The organism is Enterobacter cloacae complex sp. ECL414, from assembly GCF_021869685.1.
Lineage (GTDB): Bacteria > Pseudomonadota > Gammaproteobacteria > Enterobacterales > Enterobacteriaceae > Enterobacter > Enterobacter kobei.
In genome coordinates, this window is the sequence record NZ_CP091481.1 from 1,202,777 (window position 1) to 1,221,977 (window position 19,201).

The following is a 19,201-nucleotide window of genomic DNA, read 5'->3' on the forward strand; positions in this document are numbered from 1 at the left end:
AGAAATGATGATTAAACTTATAGATTCTTCACCTGCTGTATCTGCTAATGAGCTAGGCAAGATCGAAGTTTCGCTGGGCGTAACTTTTCCTAATGCCTTAAAATCTTTATGGCTTATAAGTAATGGTGGCATACTGGACGAAGGTCGTCGTGTTTATCAAAGTGAACACTACGAGAATGATATAAAATATTTCTTACCTATATTACATACTAAAAGTTCAGGCATATTAACTGTTGATGATTACTATAAGGATTTAGTAGTTAACAAAAAAATTCTTGCAGAAAATTTTATACCATTCGCAATTGATGGAGGTGGGTTTCCCTATTGTGTTGGGATAAATGATGGTGCAGTATATTTTTGTGATTTGGAAAATCAGGAGGAGATCTATCTTGAGCCAGATTTTGACAGTTTTATCGGAAAAATAATTCCTGAAGATGAAGCATGGTGATACAGGTTCTTACCCTCGTAAGAGGGTGGCTTTGTTGATCACTACTTTTTACAGGGGGCTTCATTGATGCATTGATGGAGTGCCCAATTATTTCATTAATAACATATTTCCTTTTCTGCTGACTTGGTATAAGAGATGCTAAATCACGTTCAGACTCCAGGCTTTATTAAATCCATTAGTCGGTAAAGAAAATAAACTTTTCCGGCTTTTATTAATTTGTTTTTCAATCCTATCTAAAGAGACGTACATTGTAGTTGATCATAAATGTGACTTAAAGATGCTAAGAATTTTTACGCTGAAATTGTTATGGGAATTAGGAAAGAGAAAATGTACTTTTTATGGGGGTGAGTTGAAGAAATGATTAAAGATAACCTGATCTCTAAAATAAGTATCTTTTCTGATGGTAATGTCATTGGGCGGATAGGTGGAAATGTCCCTGAATTCTTTTTAGATAAACTAGGTGATATTCAGGGGCATAAGTTTTATTTGACAGTTCAGAATCCTGATGATGGACATGAGTATATTACGATACTTATTCCTGAAGGGCATGAGGATATGATTGATAACAATATCTACCCCAATTGTTCAGTAAAAGTTTTTACGTATCCGTTTTCTGATGAAAGCAATAATGATGCATTTACGATAAAACATATTAATAAGGCAGTTATTGTTGGGTATGATAAGGTTGAAAAGGAAGAGTTTGACTTTATCACTAAAACCGAAGATGCAAGGTTAATACAATCGGAAGATTATTATTTTGATGCTTTGCAAAAAGATGGTTATGAATTTTTCATGCAGATAGATGAAGATTATTATCCAGATGCATTGCTTGATGGTGATTACATCTTTGGTTACGGTGCTTTGTATTTGTATAAAAATATATCTGGCGGGAATATCGTGGCTGGTTTTTGGCAGTGCTCGTAAAGATAAGTGATTAATAAAAGCTGGATTAATGTTAATTATTTTCGGCTGATATAATACAGGTTGTTTTTTATTCAGAATGCATTTACTTTCTTATTTTTTAATTAGTTCTATAAAAATTTTTTTAATTTAATTGGTTATTGCTGAGGGCTATATTTATGGATGCGTCTGATACTATTATTAATGAGATTGAAAAAGCATTAAAACAACTTATTTTCATTTGCAATAAATACTCGCTTTCAGGGATTTTCAGCACCGTCAATGATCTGGACAATGCCTTCCCGTCCAACTTACCTCGTTCGACAGAGGTGGAATTTTTATATGAAAATTATAATCCTGAAAAATTAAAGATTGAAACAGGCTTCACGCCATTTAAAATTCACTCTGTGAGTGAGATCTCGAAGGCTCAAAATGGATATGAGTATTTGCCAAACAATTACCTGGTTATTGGTGATGATTTAGGTGGAGGTAAACCTATAATTGCAGTTGTCGATGAAGATAACACTCCTGTTTATGCAAGTTATGATGTAGTTGAACCTTTTAAAATAGCTGATAGTCTCTCTGGATTTATATTTTCATTAGCTGAGCTTATTGATTTAGTATATGGTAAATACGATATCTTTGATATAGCAGATGATAATGACGAAGTAAAGGATGATTTTATTGATGAGTTGCGGAAAAGAATTGTACCTCTCATCGGTAATGAAAGTTTTAATGCGTTTTATAATTATTTTTATGGGTAAATTCTTTTCGTTCAAAAGAGAGTTAGCGATAATGTTATTTTTTTTTGCGAAGGGGTGCTCTCTGTGATTCTTACAGATATTTTATGCAAGATTTTAAAATGGTTATGCTGTGTATTTATTTAATTGAATTAATTATGATGAATGAAAGGAGAGGGATTCTATGCAGACTACGCGAGTAATGGGAGAAGGATATGAACCTTACGTTGAGCAATTAGGCGACAAACTGATTTATTCATTACCTGTTGAATCGGGATTTGTAAGCTTTTATTTTGAGTTTGATATTCGTCAGACCGATCTTGACGTCCTGCTGTCCGATCATTATCGGCGGGCCGTCATGGAAGTGACCGCACACACTCTGCTTCAGCACTCGACGTTGAAGGGACACAAACGATTTACTCAGAACGATTTTGATAACCTTATTGCCACTACCCTTCATGCATCGCAAGAGCATCTTAGCGCATTCATTTCTCAGATTAATCGGGAGCACAATATTTCGATTGAACATTATGTGAATGACATAGTGAATAGACGCATAACTAAAGGATGAAAAGACCGATTCCAGATAAAATCAATATTCATCTTAGAATCACGCTGTAACTACAACTCTTTTCAACCTCTTACTTCCCTAAGAGGCCAAATCGATTTCGTGATAACTGGCGAATGCTGCGAGGTACGTCATCAGAGCAAAGGATTTTCACGGATTGTGAAACACATCAGCCGTTTCGCTATGCCGGGCTATAAGCTGACGGTGAATCTGGACCGTACTATAACCTGTTTCGCTGCTATGACCTACAGGGCGGTCGGTTTATTGTACAGGATCAGTTTTGGTTGAATGGTGGTTGAAACCTTTATCATTATGCGGCTAATCCGTGGGGATGGATTGAGCTGCTGGGTCTTGCCATCGATCCAATCGCTAAGCTTAGTGAGCGTGGATACAGTACTGTTGATCAAATCCCTACAGGTGGGTCGGATTATTTGGGAAGTAATGACTTGTATAATAAAGCTGGCATTAATCCTGTTGTTTCTATTGAATATACCGGAGATTATTTGCAAGATTTCCATGTTGGAAATATAGAGGCTGGATTGAATCAAAAAACTACGCCAAGTGTTTATGTCTGGCACCATCTTGATGATTATAATCCTGAAACTAACAAAGGGACTATGCAGTTGGTTAAACAAAGTGCTCATCAGGGAATTTCGCATACTGGTGGCGTTAGTCAGTACAAGGCTGCCACTGGAAATGCCTATACTCATCCAGCTAGAAACCGTGCCCGCAGAACCGTTGGAGGAAAATGCTAATGTATCTTACTGATTCAGAAAATGAACTGACTGTAGACGAAATAAACGCGTTCAATGCGTACTTTGATCACCATCTTCCCGCATCATTTCTTGATTTTTATCTTAAAAATAATGGTGGGTATCCTCATGATAATGAAGAGGGTAATCCTTTTATGCTTGGCGGTTTTAACCCTATAAAATATGGTGACCTGCCAATTGAGCAACTCTATCATGATCTTATCGAGTCGTTTGGCGAGTTAAAGAATATGGTTCCTTTTGCTTATGATGACGGTGGGAACACTTTTCTATTATCTCTCAAATCTGATGATTCATTAGGGAAGGTGTTTATTTTTCTGATGGATGATAAAGAGGTTGAGTTGGTCGCTGATTCGTTCTCGGAATTTTTAGAAGAATTATTTGCATGAAAGTAAAGAGGCTGTTTCTAAAATTATCGGTGGTGAGGTTGTCTTTTTGAAAGCTCAAAGTCAGAGTCTGGCTTAAATATTTAAGTTCAGTCATTAATTTAAGAGTTTCTAGATTTATAACCCGGATTATGCCGGCTTTATTAATAGGGTATGGTAACTATTAAATTTTCATATCCGATAACAGCTTTGCCTCAAAGAACTGATGCATAACCTAATATTATTTATGGTTATGCAGAGCCGTTTCGTGCAGAGGGCACAATTGTTGAGCCAACTTCAACGGCGAACAGAATAGCTGCGTCACTTTTTTACTTAACACCTGGTTGAATTCCATCCTAATCAATTCCCCACAAATGTCCCTACCGGCACTCCAAAACGCTTCGCCAGCTCGCGCATATGCTCCAGCGTTAATGTCGGGGTCGTGCTCGACAGTGGGCATTACCTCGACGGAATTCTTTTTAATAAGCGCCGATTAAATAGCGCGCTTCATCATCACGTAATCGCCAAAGATAACATCTGGCTCCCAGCCATCGTTTTTATAAAACGCAAGGGCAGGCAAGTTTTTTTGATAAACACCCAGCTTCAGCGTTTTAATATTTAACGCATTGGCTGCCTGATAAAGTTGCGCCATTATACGTTTAGCCAGGTGTTGTCGCCGATATGACGGAGCAATAGCAATCGTTAACTCAGGACCCGAAATCCCAGGTTTGTCCCCTTCGGGGAAATTCCTGAGCCAGGCAGCCCCTGCTGGAGTTCCATCTGTGGATTCCGCAATAATACCCACCTCGCCCGCTTCAGGGAAATTTTCTATATATGCATATGAATGGGGAAAATTTTCAATATTATCTATATCAAATGTTTGTTCAGAGGCTATCGTTGCCTCATAAAGCATCTGCACCATAAAAGGGCGATCTTCTGCTGTAATTAATCTAAATCTAAAATCCATTATCAGTATCTTCCATAACGTATTGTACACAATTGGCTTAAGGCGCAAACGATACATGCCATCTGTGATGAGCTCAACGTATAAGAAGGTTATTTACAATCAGCTGGCGGTTTGAGACCAAATGGCATTAGCGTTGCTGATTAACGCTGTAACGTTTTCGTTAGCATCTCACTCCAGCCCTTCAATATTCGACTTAACTGCCTTCAGCGTTCTTTTACGGATCCAGCCGCTGCCTGCCCGAATGACCAGCCAGTAAGCTGTCATTTTTAGCTGAGTGCTTCTGTCGGAACAATAAACAAAGGTTTCCGTGGAGAGCTCATGTTGGCCTGGTGCGCGTTCCGTTACCTGATAGCGCAGCAGCAGCTTTGCTTTACCCGCAGCGACTGGCGTCTGAAAAGCGCTTGCATCTGGCATGTTTTCAAGGTTGAAATCTGTACGCCAGAATTGTCCTCTTAACCCGTAACAGATCTCTGACGCTGATTGGGTCAAAAGGGTAAAACTGTGCAACCCAAAGTTGCTCATCGACCCGGCCTGTTTATTCCGTAATAATTTTTTCGGTATTTGCCGCAAAGACATTAACCGCCGAATCACGGCATCCTGACGGATGTCAAAGTTTGCAATCAACGGCAGAATATTTTCAGGGTGACAAGTGTGGATGACCGTTTGGTGTTTTTCATAAAACTGGAAGTGGGGGAGAAAAGCGGGAACATCCTGCCAGTTAGCAAGCACTTTGCGGGTAACGAATCCTGGGTTCAGCATCGCTTATCCTTGTCACTCCTTGAGTTCAGCCAGAGTAACAGATGGTGTGCCGCAGACAATTACCAGGAAAAGGGAGTGGGGAAGCGTTACGATGTCATCATTAATTCCCTGTCACCTTAACCTGCTTTCGCTCAATTCCCCACAAACGCACTCACTGGCAATCCAAAACGCTTCGCCAGCGCGCGCATATGATCCAGCGTTAACGTGCGCTGTCCGTTGAGGATCCGACTCACCAGAGACTTCTTGCCAATCTCATTCTCAAAGTCGCTCTGAGTGAGTTGGTACTGATCCATCAGCGTTCTCAGCAGTGCAACTCCAGATGAAATGCTGGCAAAGCGCGCGTTAAATTCTGCAAACTCCGCAGACTCGTTTTCGTATTTATCGATTTTGGCGGTGAGCAATTCTACCAGCGGGCTATCGGGGTCATGCTCAATCAGATACTCCACAAGTGTCAGCGCATCCTCATAATCTTGTCGTGACGGGCTTGATCCCAGGAAAGGGAGCTCGTTTGTCAGATCATTTGCCGCTTTGATGGCTGCTGCATAATTCATTCTTTCGTTCTGCGGTAGAGGTCCGTGAGCTTGTCACACTCTGCGTGTGTGCTGATGTGTTTGATGAAGATCTATCCCCGCTCAAAATCAGCAAAAAACAATACTCTAAAATGTACCCCAGCCACATCAATGACCACCATTTTTACTGAAATTTCATCCAGCCAGGCTAGGTAAGAGCTTTCGTATGTCGTCTGGTGACGGGTAGTGCTCCTTTTTTGTATTCGGTAAAGATTGAAGTGGCACACTGAATTTGGCCACCTGAACAGAGGTGATATGCTCACCTCAGAACAACACAGGTGCTCCAATGAAAAAAAGAAATTTCAGCGCAGAGTTTAAACGCGAATCCGCTCAACTGGTTGTTGACCAGAACTACACGGTGGCAGATGCCGCCAAAGCTATGGATGTTGGCCTTTCCACAATGACAAGATGGGTCAAACAACTGCGTGATGAGCGTCAGGGCAAAACACCAAAAGCCTCTCCGATAACACCAGAACAAATCGAAATACGTGAGCTGAGGAAAAAGCTACAACGCATTGAAATGGAGAATGAAATATTAAAAAAGGCTACCGCGCTCTTGATGTCAGACTCCCTGAACAGTTCTCGATAATCGGGAAACTCAGAGCGCATTATCCTGTGGTCACACTCTGCCATGTGTTCGGGGTTCATCGCAGCAGCTACAGATACTGGAAAAACCGTCCTGAAAAACCAGACGGCAGACGGGCTGTATTACGCAGTCAGGTACTTGAGCTACATGGCATCAGCCACGGTTCGGCCGGAGCAAGAAGCATCGCCACAATGGCAACCCGGAGAGGCTACCAGATGGGACGCTGGCTTGCTGGCAGGCTCATGAAAGAGCTGGGGCTGGTCAGCTGTCAGCAGCCGACTCACCGGTATAAACGTGGTGGTCATGAACATGTTGCTATCCCTAACTACCTTGAACGGCAGTTCGCCGTGACCGAGCCAAATCAGGTGTGGTGCGGTGATGTGACCTATATCTGGACGGGTAAGCGCTGGGCGTACCTCGCCGTTGTTCTCGACCTGTTCGCAAGAAAACCAGTGGGCTGGGCCATGTCGTTCTCGCCGGACAGCAGGCTCACCATGAAAGCGCTGGAAATGGCATGGGAAACCCGTGGTAAGCCCGGCGGGGTGATGTTCCACAGCGATCAGGGCAGTCATTATACGAGCAGGCAGTTCCGGCAGTTATTGTGGCGATACCAGATCAGGCAGAGTATGAGCCGGCGCGGAAATTGCTGGGATAACAGCCCAATGGAACGCTTCTTCAGAAGTCTGAAGAACGAATGGATACCGGTGGTGGGTTACGTAAGCTTCAGCGAGGCAGCTCACGCCATAACGGATTATATCGTTGGATATTACAGCGCACTAAGACCGCACGAATATAACGGTGGGTTACCCCCAAACGAATCGGAAAATCGATACTGGAAAAACTCTAACTCGGTGGCCAGTTTTTGTTGACCACTTCAGATCGTCCAGAGCGAGTGCATGATTGGGAAATGGTCTGGTCGCTGTGTCGAAAGGCGCTCTTGAGACTGCGAGCATCCTTGCCCCATGTTTCCAGATTGGAACGACTATAGGCGGTGGTTGGCGGTGACCTGCTCCCCGTTGATTAGTACACCCCGATGTTAGTAATGTCTTCATAAGCCACATGAGGACATCCCCATGAAGAAGCGTTTTTCCGACGAACAGATCATCAGTATTCTCCGCGAAGCCGAAGCTGGGGTACCCGCCCGTGAACTCTGCCGCAAGCATGCCATTTCCGATGCCACGTTTTACACCTGGCGTAAGAAGTATGGCGGTATGGAGGTGCCTGAAGTTAAGCGCCTGAAGTCGCTTGAGGAAGAGAACGCCAGACTCAAGAAGCTGCTTGCCGAAGCCATGCTGGATAAAGAGGCGCTTCAGGTGGCTCTTGGGCGAAAGTACTGACGACAGACCAGAAGCGGGAAGCCGTGATGTTGATGTGTGATGCGACCGGTCTGTCGCAACGTCGTGCCTGCAGGCTTACAGGTTTATCCCTGTCGACCTGCCGCTATGAGGCTCACCGTCCGGCTGCTGATGCGCATTTATCAGGGCGCATCACTGAGCTGGCACTGGAGCGCAGGCGTTTTGGCTACCGTCGTATTTGGCAGTTGCTGCGCCGTGAAGGGCTTCATGTTAATCATAAGCGCGTGTACCGGCTTTATCACCTCAGTGGCCTGGGCGTAAAACGCAGAAGACGTCGTAAAGGGCTGGCAACAGAACGTCTGCCGCTGCTCCGTCCGGCGGCGCCCAATCTGACCTGGTCGATGGATTTCGTCATGGACGCACTTTCCACCGGTCGCAGGATCAAGTGTCTTACCTGCGTCGATGATTTCACAAAGGAATGCCTGACGGTCACTGTTGCCTTTGGGATTTCAGGCGTTCAGGTCACGCGTATTCTGGACAGCATTGCACTGTTTCGAGGCTATCCGGCGACGATAAGAACTGACCAGGGGCCGGAGTTCACTTGCCGTGCACTGGATCAATGGGCCTTTGAGCATGGTGTTGAGTTGCGCTTAATCCAGCCGGGCAAGCCAACGCAGAACGGATTTATTGAGAGCTTTAACGGACGATTTCGCGATGAATGTTTGAATGAGCACTGGTTCAGCGATATCGTTCATGCCAGGAAAATTATTAATGACTGGCGGCAGGATTATAACGAATGCCGCCCGCACTCCACGCTGAATTATCAGACACCGTCTGAATTTGCAGCGGGCTGGAGAAAGGGTCATTCTGAGAATGAAGATTCCGACGTTACTAACTGAGTGTTGTATCTAATCGTGGGGGCAGGTCAGCGGGTTGAGAACGTGGAAATGGTCATGAACTGCAGTTTTCATATGCTCGTGATAACGGCGCTCATTAAATGAGTGCGAACATTATATGGGGTGATTGTGTAAGATACGTCCGCTTTGTGCCAGGAGCGGACGTTGCCATACGCGCAAATTAGGAATGGTGCTTTATAACTTCATCCGCACCACTACCTATTTGCATTACACTTAATAAACAAGAACAACCAATCCGCTAATTTTGGAGGGATAGTGCATGTCTGCCATGGATTTATCCAAAATGGGCACTGCCAGAGTGGCTCTGAATACCAGTGATTGTGATCATATAGTTATAGAGAAGTGGCCTGTCAGCGAAGTTGAGTGGGCCTTTTATAAATACGTGGCAACAGAGCTTAATCAGGCAGAGGTTGCAACTCCTAAGCTCTTGTCTGCTGATGCAGCCTTACGCCAATTAAGTATGGAGTATATTCCTTACTCGGTTGAACAAGCCAATGTGGCAAATGATTATGCCATAGCTATGCTGGGCCGCCTGCATCGTTATCCTGCGCATTCTGAATGGCTTTATCACACTCATACATGGACAGAAAAAGCGTTAGAAAACTCTCTCGTGCTTTTGGCGTTACCAGAAAAAAGTGCACAGCAGCTACGACGATTTCAGCAATGTAGTAATGAGTTATTTGGTTACCAAAGCCTGGTTTCAGGCGACAGCAACGCAGGCAACTGGGGAATGAGAGAAAACGGTGATTTAGTTCTTTTTGACTGGGAAAGATTTGGCAAAGGGAGTCCTGCTATCGACCTGGCTCCCCTTATAAAGGGAATGGGGAAAAAACAAATGTTTATGGCCCTTTCAGAACGCTATTGCAAGCTATCCTCCCACAAAAATATCATAGATCTGGCCAGAGAAATTGCTATAGCCAAAGCCTGGATTGTCACGGAAGTGATTACCCTACTTCAAAAGCGGCAAAAGGCTGCATTTCCCATTTATCTAAACTGGTATAGAGAGCATCTTCCAGACTGGTTAGACAACGTCAAAAAAATGTTATGAAGAATGAATTTTAAAAAATGCACTTTACCGGAATGTCCTATCCTCGCTCTTAACAGACATTCAACATACACCGTTGTATTTTGCATAAGGCCGAAATCCTGCTTCTTACCCAGCAGAACCCCGACCTCCCTTCACCCGCCTCAGTGCGCCGTAATATAAGGCTCCTTCACAAACTCCGCCAGCAGCCAGACCATATCATGCAGTAGCCCTGTGAGTTCTTTCGCCACGTTCGCAGGCAACGTCCCACCCATAACCGCCAGCGTTAACGCCACGGCATAGTCCACCTGTAGCGTCGTCTCCTGCCAGCAGTCCGGCACGCAGGAGTTAATCTTTTCTCCCGCAATCAACTGTTCAACGAGATACGTTGGAAGTTCAGCTTCACAGCATTCCCGTAGTTGCTTAAGCGCAGCCAGCAATCGCTTACAGAGCGTGGCAAACGTTACCGAGTCGTCAGTTTCAACAAGCACGCTCACATAGGCGGCACAAGCATCTGCCAGTGCGAAAAGATCCACAGAATCGGGAATTGGGTTATTGATGAGATGATGAACAACACTTTCTTCAGAAAGCGCATAAGAAAATCCAGGGGTAGTCGCCATTTAGCATCCTCTATGTGCAAAAAAACGTCATGTTATGCTAACGGGTTCCTACGCCCGGTTACGGATGTGCCGCAACGCAGGCACTTTACGACCGTGAAGAAGGGATGAAAAGGGGATGCCCATGAATTACATAAGGTTGCTTGCAGGTTTGCGAGGCGGCTTCCAGAAGGGCATTGCCGGGTGGCGGCTACGCCTTACCCGGCCTACAAAACCAAAAACCAAAATACCAAACAACCCCACCCCGACACGAACCGTAGGCCCGTGCAAGCGCAGCGCCGCCGGGCACAGCCGCACCGAGCTACCCCTCACTCATCATCGTCAAAAACCGCTTCACCGTCCGCGAACGCTCAAACCGACGCCAGCAGAGCGCGATATCGGTATAAAGTTCCGGTGAGTTCAACGCATGATAGGTGACATTCGGTGGAGAAATGGCCGCCATCGATTTTGGCACCAGCGCGAATCCGCCGCCCGCGGAAACCATGCTCAGCGAAGATGAAAGCTGTGACGCCTGCAGCGCGTGCTGCACGTCGATTCCGGCCCGCTCGCAGTAGCTGTAAACCCTGTCATACAATCCCGGCGCGACCTCCTGCGGGAACAGCACCACCGGTGTATCCCGCAGCTGCTCTAAGGCCAGCGAATCGCTCTCCGCCAGCGGATGGTCGCGATGCAGCGCCACCACCATCGGCTCGCGGTCGAGAATTTTGATTTCAAACATCTTGCTGCTTTCGCACGGCAGGCGCACGAAGGCGATATCCAGTTCACCGTCCGCCAGCATCGTCGTCAGCGACGACATATTCGCTTCTACCTGATGAACCTGCACCGCCATGTTCTGCACCTGAAACTGACGGATTAGCGCGAAAATCTGAGGATGAAAAGCGTCGGAGCTGGTGATGCCTATCGACAGGCTGCCGTTCAGTCCGCGCGCGATGCCGCGCGCTTTCTCCAGCGCGGCGTCGCTCAGCGCCAGGATCTTACAGGCGTCCTCATAGAAGGCTTCTCCCGCCTCGGTCAGCTCTACGCCTCGCGTCAGACGCCTGAACAGCGGGGTGCCCACTTCCTCTTCGAGCCGTTTGATCTGCTGACTCAGAGGTGGCTGTGAAATGCCCAGCGCTTTGGCTGCTTTGGTGAAGTGTCGCTCGCGTGCAACCGCGACAAAATACCGCAGATAACGAAGTTCCATATCTAAAACGTCTCAAACCAGCATGGTTTCTATATTGGAACTCTCTGCTGAATCGGGTCAACATTTATTTAACCTTTCTAAATAAAGTTGAAGAGGACGAGCATGATGATGCATTCATCTGCCTGCGACTGTGAGGCCAGCTTGTGCGAGACCCTGCGTGGGTTCTCCGCCCAGCATCCTGACAGCGTGATCTATCAAACATCGCTAATGAGCGCCCTGCTAAGCGGCGTATACGAAGGTGAGACCACCATCGCCGATCTGCTGGCACACGGTGATTTTGGCCTGGGTACGTTCAACGAGCTGGATGGCGAAATGATTGCCTTCAGCAGCCAGGTATACCAGCTGCGTGCCGACGGCAGCGCCCGGGCCGCGAAGCCGGAGCAGAAAACGCCGTTCGCGGTGATGACCTGGTTTCAGCCGCAGTACCGTAAAACCTTTGATACGCCGGTCAGCCGTCAGCAGATCCACGATGTGATCGACCAGCAAATCCCGTCCGATAACCTGTTCTGTGCGTTGCGTATCGACGGTAATTTCCGCCACGCCCACACCCGCACCGTACCGCGCCAGACGCCGCCGTACCGGGCGATGACCGACGTGCTGGATGACCAGCCGGTGTTCCGCTTCAACCAGCGCGAGGGCGTGCTGGTCGGGTTCCGCACCCCGCAGCATATGCAGGGCATTAACGTGGCCGGTTATCACGAGCATTTTATTACTGACGACCGTCAGGGCGGGGGACACCTGCTCGACTATCAGCTTGAGAGCGGTGTGCTCACCTTCGGCGAAATTCACAAGCTCATGATTGACCTGCCCGCCGACAGCGCATTTTTACAGGCCAACCTTCACCCCAGCAATCTGGATGCAGCGATCCGTTCCGTCGAAAACTAACAGGAGAACTACCGTGAACAGTGAGAAACAGTCACGTCAGTGGGCGCATGGCGCCGATATGGTTGTCGGCCAGCTGGAAGCGCAGGGCGTGAAGCAGGTGTTCGGGATCCCGGGGGCGAAAATCGACAAAGTGTTTGACTCCCTGCTGGACTCCTCCATCGAGATCATTCCCGTGCGTCACGAAGCGAATGCGGCGTTTATGGCGGCAGCGGTAGGGCGGTTGACCGGTAAAGCCGGGGTGGCGCTGGTGACTTCCGGTCCCGGCTGTTCCAATCTGATCACCGGCATTGCCACCGCCAACAGCGAGGGCGACCCGGTGGTCGCCCTGGGCGGGGCGGTCAAACGCGCGGATAAAGCGAAGCTGGTGCACCAGAGCATGGACACCGTCGCTATGTTCAGCCCGGTGACCAAATATGCCGTCGAAGTCAGCTCGCCGGACGCGATTGCCGAGGTGGTATCGAACGCGTTTCGCGCTGCCGAGCACGGCAGGCCGGGGGGCGCGTTCGTCAGCCTGCCGCAGGATATTGTCGACCAGCCTGCGACGGGGGCGATTTTACCCACCAGCGGTGCGGCGCTGATGGGGTCGGCACCGGAGTCTGCGATTAACGACGTGGCGAAGCTTATCGAAAACGCTAAAAACCCGGTCATTTTACTTGGCCTGATGGCCAGCCAGCCCGCGAACAGCGATGCCCTGCGTAAGCTGCTGGAGAAAAGCCGTATCCCTGTCACCAGCACCTATCAGGCCGCCGGGGCGGTGAACCAGGAGAACTTTACCCGCTTTGCCGGACGCGTCGGCCTGTTCAATAACCAGGCGGGCGACCGACTACTGCATCTGGCGGATCTGATTATCTGCATCGGCTACAGCCCGGTGGAGTACGAGCCGTCTATGTGGAACAGCGGCGACGCCACGCTGGTGCACATTGACGTGCTGCCTGCCTATGAAGAGCGTAACTACGTGCCGGATCTTGAGCTGGTGGGGGATATCGCCGGAACGCTGAACCTGCTTGCCAGCCGGATCGAGCATAAGCTGGAGCTGAGCCAGCGCGCCTCTGAAATCCTGGTCGATCGTCAGCATCAGCGGGATCTGCTCGATCGTCGCGGCGCCTCACTCAACCAGTTTGCTCTGCACCCGCTGCGCATCGTGCGCGCCATGCAGGACATCGTCAATAACGACGTGACCCTGACCGTCGATATGGGCAGCTTCCACATCTGGATCGCCCGCTACCTTTACAGCTTCCGCGCGCGTCAGGTGATGATCTCCAACGGCCAGCAAACCATGGGCGTTGCCCTGCCGTGGGCGATTGGTGCCTGGCTGGTGAACCCGGGCCGCAAGGTGGTATCGGTCTCCGGTGACGGTGGCTTCCTGCAGTCGAGCATGGAGCTGGAAACCGCGGTGCGCCTCAACGCCAACGTGCTGCACATCATTTGGGTGGATAACGGCTACAACATGGTGGCGATCCAGGAAGAGAAAAAATACCAGCGCCTTTCCGGCGTCGAGTTCGGCCCGGTCGATTTCAAAGTCTATGCCGATGCCTTCGGCGCGAAAGGCTTTGCCGTGGAGAGTGCTGAAGCGCTCGAACCGACGCTGCGCGCGGCGATGGATGTCGATGGCCCGGCCGTGGTGGCCATTCCCGTCGACTACAGCGATAACCCGCTGCTGATGGGCCAGCTCCATCTCAGCCAGATTTTGTGACTCAATATAAGGACAGAGAAATGCAAAAAGTTGCTCTCGTAACCGGCTCAGGCCAGGGGATTGGTAAAGCGATTGCGCTGCGCCTGGTGAAGGATGGCTTTGCCGTTGCCATTGCCGACTATAACGATGAGACAGCAAGAGCCGTCGCCGATGAAATCATCCGCAACGGCGGCAAGGCTGTCGCCGTGAAGGTGGATGTCTCTGACCGCGAGCAGGTGTTTGCGGCGGTGGAAAAAGCGCGCACCGCGCTGGGCGGTTTTAACGTCATCGTTAATAACGCCGGGATTGCGCCGTCCACGTCTATCGAATCCATCACGCCAGAGATTGTCGACAAGGTCTACAACATCAACGTGAAAGGGGTGATCTGGGGTATTCAGGCTGCCATCGACGCGTTCCGCAAAGAGGGGCACGGCGGGAAGATCATCAACGCCTGCTCCCAGGCAGGCCACACCGGCAACCCGGAACTGGCCGTGTACAGCTCCAGCAAGTTCGCGGTTCGCGGCTTAACCCAGACCGCAGCGCGAGACCTTGCTCCGCTGGGCATCACCGTTAACGCCTATTGCCCGGGCATCGTCAAAACGCCGATGTGGGCGGAAATCGACCGTCAGGTCTCCGAGGCGGCGGGCAAACCGCTTGGCTACGGGACGGAAACTTTTGCCAAACGCATCACGCTGGGTCGTTTGTCCGAGCCGGAAGATGTCGCCGCCTGCGTTTCATACCTCGCCGGGCCGGATTCTGATTACATGACCGGGCAATCCTTATTGATTGATGGTGGGATGGTGTTCAACTAAATACTAATAAGCTCTGACATGAGTTTTCCCCTGCCCCCGTGCAGGGGCTTTTTTTTGTCTCCTTAGCCATTGTGCATTACACTGCGCGCTGCAAAACTTTAGTCATTACGATCTGACAGGCGGTAACAGCGATGAACGGAACAATCACAACGTGGTTTAAAGATAAAGGCTTTGGATTTATCAAAGATGAAAACGGCGATAACCGCTATTTTCATGTGATTAAGGTCGCCAACCCTGATCTGATTAAGAAAGATGCGGCGGTGACGTTCGAACCGACGACGAATAACAAAGGCCTTTCCGCCTATGCGGTGAAGGTGATCCCCGAGAGTAAACACCTCTATATTGCGGGCGAGCGCGTGAAGCTCACCTCGATCAAATCCTTCGTGGTGTTCAGCGAAGAAGAGCCGGTTGAAACCAAAATCGACAAAGAAAACGCGGTGCTGTCGGTGGGTCTGCTGATGAACAGCATTAAACCGAAATCCGAGGTAAAATCGGGTGAAATGCGCACCGTGAAGAAGCTGGCGATCACGACCTTCCAGAACACGACGCTGATCTTTACCGAAGATGAAATTGACATTGACGCTACGGTCAAGCTGCTGAAGTGATTTGTTGCCGGGTGGCGGCGATGCCTTACCCGGCCTACGAAAACCTCAACGCGGCACGAAACGTAGGCCCGGTAAGCATCGCGCCACCGGGCACAGCCGCACCCGTTTACCCCATCCTGTGCTCGCCCCGTAACATCGCCTCCCGATCAAACACCTTCTGGATCTCCCCGTGTGCCATAAATGCCGCCCGGTCGGACATATGGGCAATCACGTCCGCATCGTGGCTCACCAGCAGATAGGTCATGTCGTGGGCGGCTTTCAGGCGGTTGAGCAGGTTCAGAATTTCCGCCTGCACGGACATATCCAGTGCCGAGGTCGGTTCATCCAGCAGCAGAAGCTGCGGGCGCAACAGCAGCGCACGGGCAATCGCCACGCGCTGACGCTGGCCGCCGGAAAGCTGGTGCGGATAACGTTTCCCCGCATCGGCAGACAGGCCCACCTGTTTAAGCGCATCCGCCACCTTTTCCGCAATCTGCGTTTCGCCATGGATGTTCAACGGCTCCGACAGCGTGCGTGCAATGGTGTGGTTCGGGTGCAAAGACGCCCACGGATCCTGAAACACCATCTGCACGTTGCGACGCAGCGTGCCTTGAAAACGTCGCCCGGGCGTTAACGTCTCTCCCAGTAGCGTAATGTTCCCGCGCCACTCGCGCTGCAGCCCCGCCAGCACGCGCAGAAGGGTCGATTTCCCGCAGCCGGATTCCCCGATCAGGCTGAAGGTTTCGCCTTTCGCGATGGTAAAGCTGGCGGCAGAGACCGCCGTCTTTTCCCCGAAGGTGACCTGAACCTGGTTAACCTCAACGAGCGCCATCGTTCGCCTCCTTCCACGGCTGCGAACGGTCGAGCGTCGGCAGCATCTGCCCAAAGGTATTGGCATTTGGCCTGCAGGTCCACAGGGTGCGCGTATACGGATGCGTTGCCTGAGGGAGTTGGCTTGCCGCCATCTCATCTACCTTTTCGCCCTGATACATCACCAGCACGCGGTCGCAGTGTTCCGCCACCAGCGGCAGGTCATGGCTGATTAACAGCATCGCCATCTGGCGCGCTTCACACTGCTGCACCAGCAGTTCGAGGATCTGGTTGCGCAGGCGAGCGTCCAGCGCTGAGGTCGGTTCGTCGGCAATCAGCACCTGCGGGTTGTTGATGAGCGCAATCGCAATCATCACCCGCTGGCCCATGCCGCCGGAAAGTTCGCCGGGATAACGCTGAAGCACATGTTCGCTCAGTCCGACAGCGCGAATGATGTCGTGAATGCGCGCCACGCGTTCTGAACGGGGCAGGCGCTGATGCAGCGTGAGCGCCTCGTCAAGCTGAGCGGCAACGCTTTTCACCGGATTGAGCGCGTAGCGCGGGTCCTGCAAAACCATCGCAATCCCGTTGCCGCGCAGCGCTTGCCAGCGGCGGGCGTTCAGGGTCAGCAGATCGTTGCCCAGCACGTTAAGTTGCCGGGCGCTCACCATGCCGGGCTTACGTACCAGCCCCATCAGGGCGCGGGCAGACATCGATTTACCCGAGCCGGATTCACCCACCAGCGCCAGACACTCGTTGCCAAGCGTAAAGCTCAGGTTGTTGACCACGCGTGCGGCGGGGTAGTCGATATTCAGCGCATCGACGATAACACGGTGTTCAGTCATGTTGCGGCTCCAGTACGTCACGCAGGCCATCGCCTAGCAGGTTAAAGGCCAGGCTGGCAAACAGAATGGCTCCGCCGGGAATGGCGGCGATCCACCACTGGTCGAAAATCACCTGCATGCCGTCAGCAATCATTGCCCCCCATTCAGCCATTGGCGGACGGGCGCCAAGGCCGAGGAAACCGAGCCCGGCGGCGGCCAGAATAATGCCGGCCAGATCCAGCGCCAGCCGCACAATTGCAGACGGCAGACACAGCGGCAGAATATGGCCGACCAGCAGGCGCGGGCCGCGAATTCCCATCATCTCGGCAGCGGCCAGATAATCGCTGTGGCGCAGACGCTGAATTTCACTTCGCGCCTGACGTGCATAAGCAGGCCAGGTGGTTAAGGCCAGCGCCAGCGCGCCGTTGACCAGCCCCGGACCCAGCATCGCCACAAACGCGAACGCAAGGATGAGGCGCGGCATCGACATCACCACGTCGGTAAAGCGCATCAGGAGGCGCTCCATCCAGCCGCCGTAGTAGCCGGACAGGATCCCCACCAGCAGCCCGGTGGGCAGGGTAATGATCGTCACTAAGGCCACCAGCCCGAGCGCCGGACGGGTACCGTAAATCAGGCGCGAGAGCAGGTCGCGCCCGTAGCTGTCGGTGCCGAACCAGTGCTGGCTATTCGGTGCCTGCAGGCGCGAGGCGGCGTCCTGCCAGTTCGGGTCAACCGGTGCAAGCCAGGGGGCGAATAGGGCGATAGCCATCAGCAGCACGATGGCAATCAACCCGCAAAAGGCGGCAGGAGAACGGCGCAGGCGACGTATAAAGAGATAAAACGGCATCAGCGCACCCTGGGATCGGTTGCCTGCACAAGCAGGTCGGTAAGGTTATTGATCAGCACAAAACAGATGCCAATCAGCAGCGTGCCGCCCATGACGGCGGTAGTGTCTCCGGCGAACAGGGCGGTGGTGAGGTAGCGTCCGATGCCTGGCCAGGAGAAGACGGTTTCCGTTAATACCGCACCTTCCAGCATGCTGGTGTAGGCCAGCGCAATCACCGTCAGCAGGGTGCTGCGAATGTTCGGCAGCACGTGGCGCAGCAGAATAGTCATCTCCCCGGCCCCCTTGGCGCGAGCGAGCAGGATGTACTCTTTGTTCATTTCGCTCAGACAGGCGGAGCGCGTCAGGCGGGTAATGCTTGCGAGCGAGTAATAGGCCAGCAGCAGCACCGGCAGCACAAGGTGGCTGAGGGCGTTGCGAAACGCCTCGCGATCGCCAGAAAGCCAGGTATCCACCAGCGCAAAGCCGGTGCGTGGTTCTACGGTGAACTGCCAGATGTCATCCAGCCTGCCGGGACCCGCGCTCCACTGCAGCTTCGCGTAGAACAGGGCCAGCATCAGCAGGCCAAGCCAGAAAATCGGCACCGAGTTGCCGAGCAGGGTGAGCGTTCTGAGCGTTAAATCAAGCGGCGAACCGGCATAGCGGGCGCACAGCACCCCGGCAATCACGCCGAGCACGGCGCCGATGATTAAGGCCAGCGTAGCCAGTTCGAGCGTGGCGGGAAAAGCGTGCAGCAAGTCCTGCAACACCGGCTGGCCGGTGGCGCTGGCAGTGCCCAGATCACCGTGGGCAAGGTCTTGCAGGTAGTGCCAGAACTGCACGGGCAGGGGGCGATCTAACCCGAGCTGGTGGCGAACCTGATCGTAGGTGGACTGGCTGGCGTGATCGCCGACGATCTGCAGCACGCGATCGACCGGTGAAAATGCCGAGAGCGCAAACGTGACGAGCAGCAGCCCGAAAAGCGTGAGCAGCAGAGTCAGCAGAGCCTGAAGCACGCGGGTGGAAAGATGTGGCATGGGAAATCTCTTCATGCCGGGTGGCGGCTTCGCCTTACCCGGCCTA

22 protein-coding genes are annotated in these 19,201 nt (G+C 51.1%); 13 read left to right on the top strand and 9 right to left on the bottom strand.

What is annotated here, in order from left to right; genetic code table 11:
* Nucleotides 1-4: 4 nt before the first annotated feature.
* From L3068_RS05515 to L3068_RS05540, 6 genes are all read left to right on the top strand, one after another.
* Nucleotides 5-448: an SMI1/KNR4 family protein gene (locus L3068_RS05515; protein WP_032628744.1), complete on the top strand. Its 444-nt coding sequence runs from the start codon at nt 5-7 to the stop codon at nt 446-448.
* Between the two features lie 357 nt (nt 449-805).
* Nucleotides 806-1,372 carry a hypothetical protein gene (locus tag L3068_RS05520; RefSeq protein WP_117581092.1) on the top strand — a complete coding sequence of 189 codons (567 nt, stop codon included), beginning with the start codon at nt 806-808 and terminating at the stop codon, nt 1,370-1,372.
* A 155-nt stretch (nt 1,373-1,527) separates the two neighbouring features.
* A complete protein-coding gene (locus L3068_RS05525) occupies nt 1,528-2,112 on the top strand; it encodes a hypothetical protein (protein ID WP_080361091.1) in 585 nt (194 codons plus the stop codon).
* Between the two features lie 160 nt (nt 2,113-2,272).
* A complete protein-coding gene (locus L3068_RS05530; protein ID WP_014882892.1) occupies nt 2,273-2,659 on the top strand; it encodes a hypothetical protein in 387 nt (128 codons plus the stop codon).
* Nucleotides 2,660-3,102: 443 nt separating this feature from the next.
* Nucleotides 3,103-3,411: an HNH endonuclease signature motif containing protein gene (locus tag L3068_RS05535; protein ID WP_225990829.1), complete on the top strand. Its 309-nt coding sequence runs from the start codon at nt 3,103-3,105 to the stop codon at nt 3,409-3,411.
* A complete protein-coding gene (locus tag L3068_RS05540) occupies nt 3,411-3,815 on the top strand; it encodes an SMI1/KNR4 family protein (protein WP_117581090.1) in 405 nt (134 codons plus the stop codon). The genes L3068_RS05535 and L3068_RS05540 overlap by 1 nt, the downstream gene beginning before the upstream one ends.
* 469 nt (nt 3,816-4,284) lie before the next feature.
* Here the strand turns inward: L3068_RS05540 and L3068_RS05545 are convergent, their stop codons facing one another.
* From L3068_RS05545 to L3068_RS05555, 3 genes are all read right to left on the bottom strand, one after another.
* Nucleotides 4,285-4,758, bottom strand: coding sequence for a GNAT family N-acetyltransferase (locus L3068_RS05545; RefSeq protein WP_181969310.1), 474 nt, complete (start codon nt 4,756-4,758; stop codon nt 4,285-4,287).
* Nucleotides 4,759-4,926: 168 nt separating this feature from the next.
* Nucleotides 4,927-5,517, bottom strand: a complete 591-nt coding sequence (locus L3068_RS05550; RefSeq protein WP_117581086.1) for a hypothetical protein — start codon at nt 5,515-5,517, stop codon at nt 4,927-4,929.
* Nucleotides 5,518-5,648: 131 nt separating this feature from the next.
* On the bottom strand, nt 5,649-6,068 hold the full coding sequence (locus tag L3068_RS05555; protein ID WP_117581084.1) for a helix-turn-helix domain-containing protein: 420 nt from the start codon (nt 6,066-6,068) through the stop codon (nt 5,649-5,651).
* Nucleotides 6,069-6,372: 304 nt separating this feature from the next.
* Here L3068_RS05555 and L3068_RS05560 point away from each other — a divergent pair.
* The 3 genes from L3068_RS05560 (at nt 6,373) to L3068_RS05570 (ending at nt 9,932) form a co-directional block, all read left to right on the top strand.
* Nucleotides 6,373-7,541 (top strand): IS3-like element IS911 family transposase gene (locus L3068_RS05560; protein ID WP_094461488.1). Its coding sequence is split into 2 segments (ribosomal slippage): nt 6,373-6,622 and nt 6,622-7,541, totalling 1,170 coding nucleotides; the frame shifts between segments, so codons are not numbered across the junction.
* Between the two features lie 204 nt (nt 7,542-7,745).
* Nucleotides 7,746-8,866 (top strand): IS3-like element ISSen4 family transposase gene (locus tag L3068_RS05565; RefSeq protein ID WP_087451024.1). Its coding sequence is split into 2 segments (ribosomal slippage): nt 7,746-8,004 and nt 8,004-8,866, totalling 1,122 coding nucleotides; the frame shifts between segments, so codons are not numbered across the junction.
* A gap of 277 nt (nt 8,867-9,143) precedes the next feature.
* Entirely contained in the window at nt 9,144-9,932 is a 789-nt protein-coding gene (locus L3068_RS05570) for a phosphotransferase family protein (RefSeq protein ID WP_045268289.1), read from the top strand.
* Between the two features lie 140 nt (nt 9,933-10,072).
* On the opposite strand, the gene L3068_RS05575 is transcribed toward L3068_RS05570, so the two are convergent.
* Both L3068_RS05575 and L3068_RS05580 read right to left on the bottom strand, forming a co-directional pair.
* Entirely contained in the window at nt 10,073-10,528 is a 456-nt protein-coding gene (locus L3068_RS05575; protein WP_023332323.1) for a hypothetical protein, read from the bottom strand.
* A gap of 298 nt (nt 10,529-10,826) precedes the next feature.
* Nucleotides 10,827-11,708 carry a LysR substrate-binding domain-containing protein gene (locus L3068_RS05580; RefSeq protein WP_014882916.1) on the bottom strand — a complete coding sequence of 294 codons (882 nt, stop codon included), beginning with the start codon at nt 11,706-11,708 and terminating at the stop codon, nt 10,827-10,829.
* Between the two features lie 105 nt (nt 11,709-11,813).
* Between L3068_RS05580 and budA the strand changes: the two genes are divergently transcribed.
* The 4 genes from budA (at nt 11,814) to L3068_RS05600 (ending at nt 15,682) form a co-directional block, all read left to right on the top strand.
* Nucleotides 11,814-12,593: an acetolactate decarboxylase gene (gene budA / locus L3068_RS05585; RefSeq protein WP_014882917.1), complete on the top strand. Its 780-nt coding sequence runs from the start codon at nt 11,814-11,816 to the stop codon at nt 12,591-12,593.
* Nucleotides 12,565-14,286 carry an acetolactate synthase AlsS gene (alsS, locus tag L3068_RS05590; RefSeq protein ID WP_269836085.1) on the top strand — a complete coding sequence of 574 codons (1,722 nt, stop codon included), beginning with the start codon at nt 12,565-12,567 and terminating at the stop codon, nt 14,284-14,286. Before budA ends, alsS begins: the two co-directional genes overlap by 29 nt.
* A 20-nt stretch (nt 14,287-14,306) precedes the next feature.
* Nucleotides 14,307-15,077 carry a (S)-acetoin forming diacetyl reductase gene (locus tag L3068_RS05595; RefSeq protein ID WP_117580696.1) on the top strand — a complete coding sequence of 257 codons (771 nt, stop codon included), beginning with the start codon at nt 14,307-14,309 and terminating at the stop codon, nt 15,075-15,077.
* A 131-nt stretch (nt 15,078-15,208) separates the two neighbouring features.
* On the top strand, nt 15,209-15,682 hold the full coding sequence (locus tag L3068_RS05600) for a cold-shock protein (protein WP_014882920.1): 474 nt from the start codon (nt 15,209-15,211) through the stop codon (nt 15,680-15,682).
* Between the two features lie 106 nt (nt 15,683-15,788).
* On the opposite strand, the gene L3068_RS05605 is transcribed toward L3068_RS05600, so the two are convergent.
* From L3068_RS05605 to L3068_RS05620, 4 genes are read right to left on the bottom strand one after another with little or no spacing between them, the layout of a single operon-like run.
* Complete coding sequence (locus L3068_RS05605; protein ID WP_014882921.1) at nt 15,789-16,493, bottom strand: ABC transporter ATP-binding protein; 705 nt, start codon at nt 16,491-16,493, stop codon at nt 15,789-15,791.
* Nucleotides 16,480-17,316, bottom strand: a complete 837-nt coding sequence (locus L3068_RS05610) for an ABC transporter ATP-binding protein (protein WP_023338154.1) — start codon at nt 17,314-17,316, stop codon at nt 16,480-16,482. Before L3068_RS05610 ends, L3068_RS05605 begins: the two co-directional genes overlap by 14 nt.
* Complete coding sequence (locus tag L3068_RS05615) at nt 17,309-18,142, bottom strand: ABC transporter permease (RefSeq protein WP_117580692.1); 834 nt, start codon at nt 18,140-18,142, stop codon at nt 17,309-17,311. The genes L3068_RS05610 and L3068_RS05615 overlap by 8 nt, the downstream gene beginning before the upstream one ends.
* Nucleotides 18,142-19,155 (bottom strand): ABC transporter permease, encoded by a 1,014-nt coding sequence (locus L3068_RS05620; RefSeq protein WP_014882924.1) that lies wholly within the window; start codon nt 19,153-19,155, stop codon nt 18,142-18,144. The genes L3068_RS05615 and L3068_RS05620 overlap by 1 nt, the downstream gene beginning before the upstream one ends.
* Nucleotides 19,156-19,201: the final 46 nt, after the last annotated feature.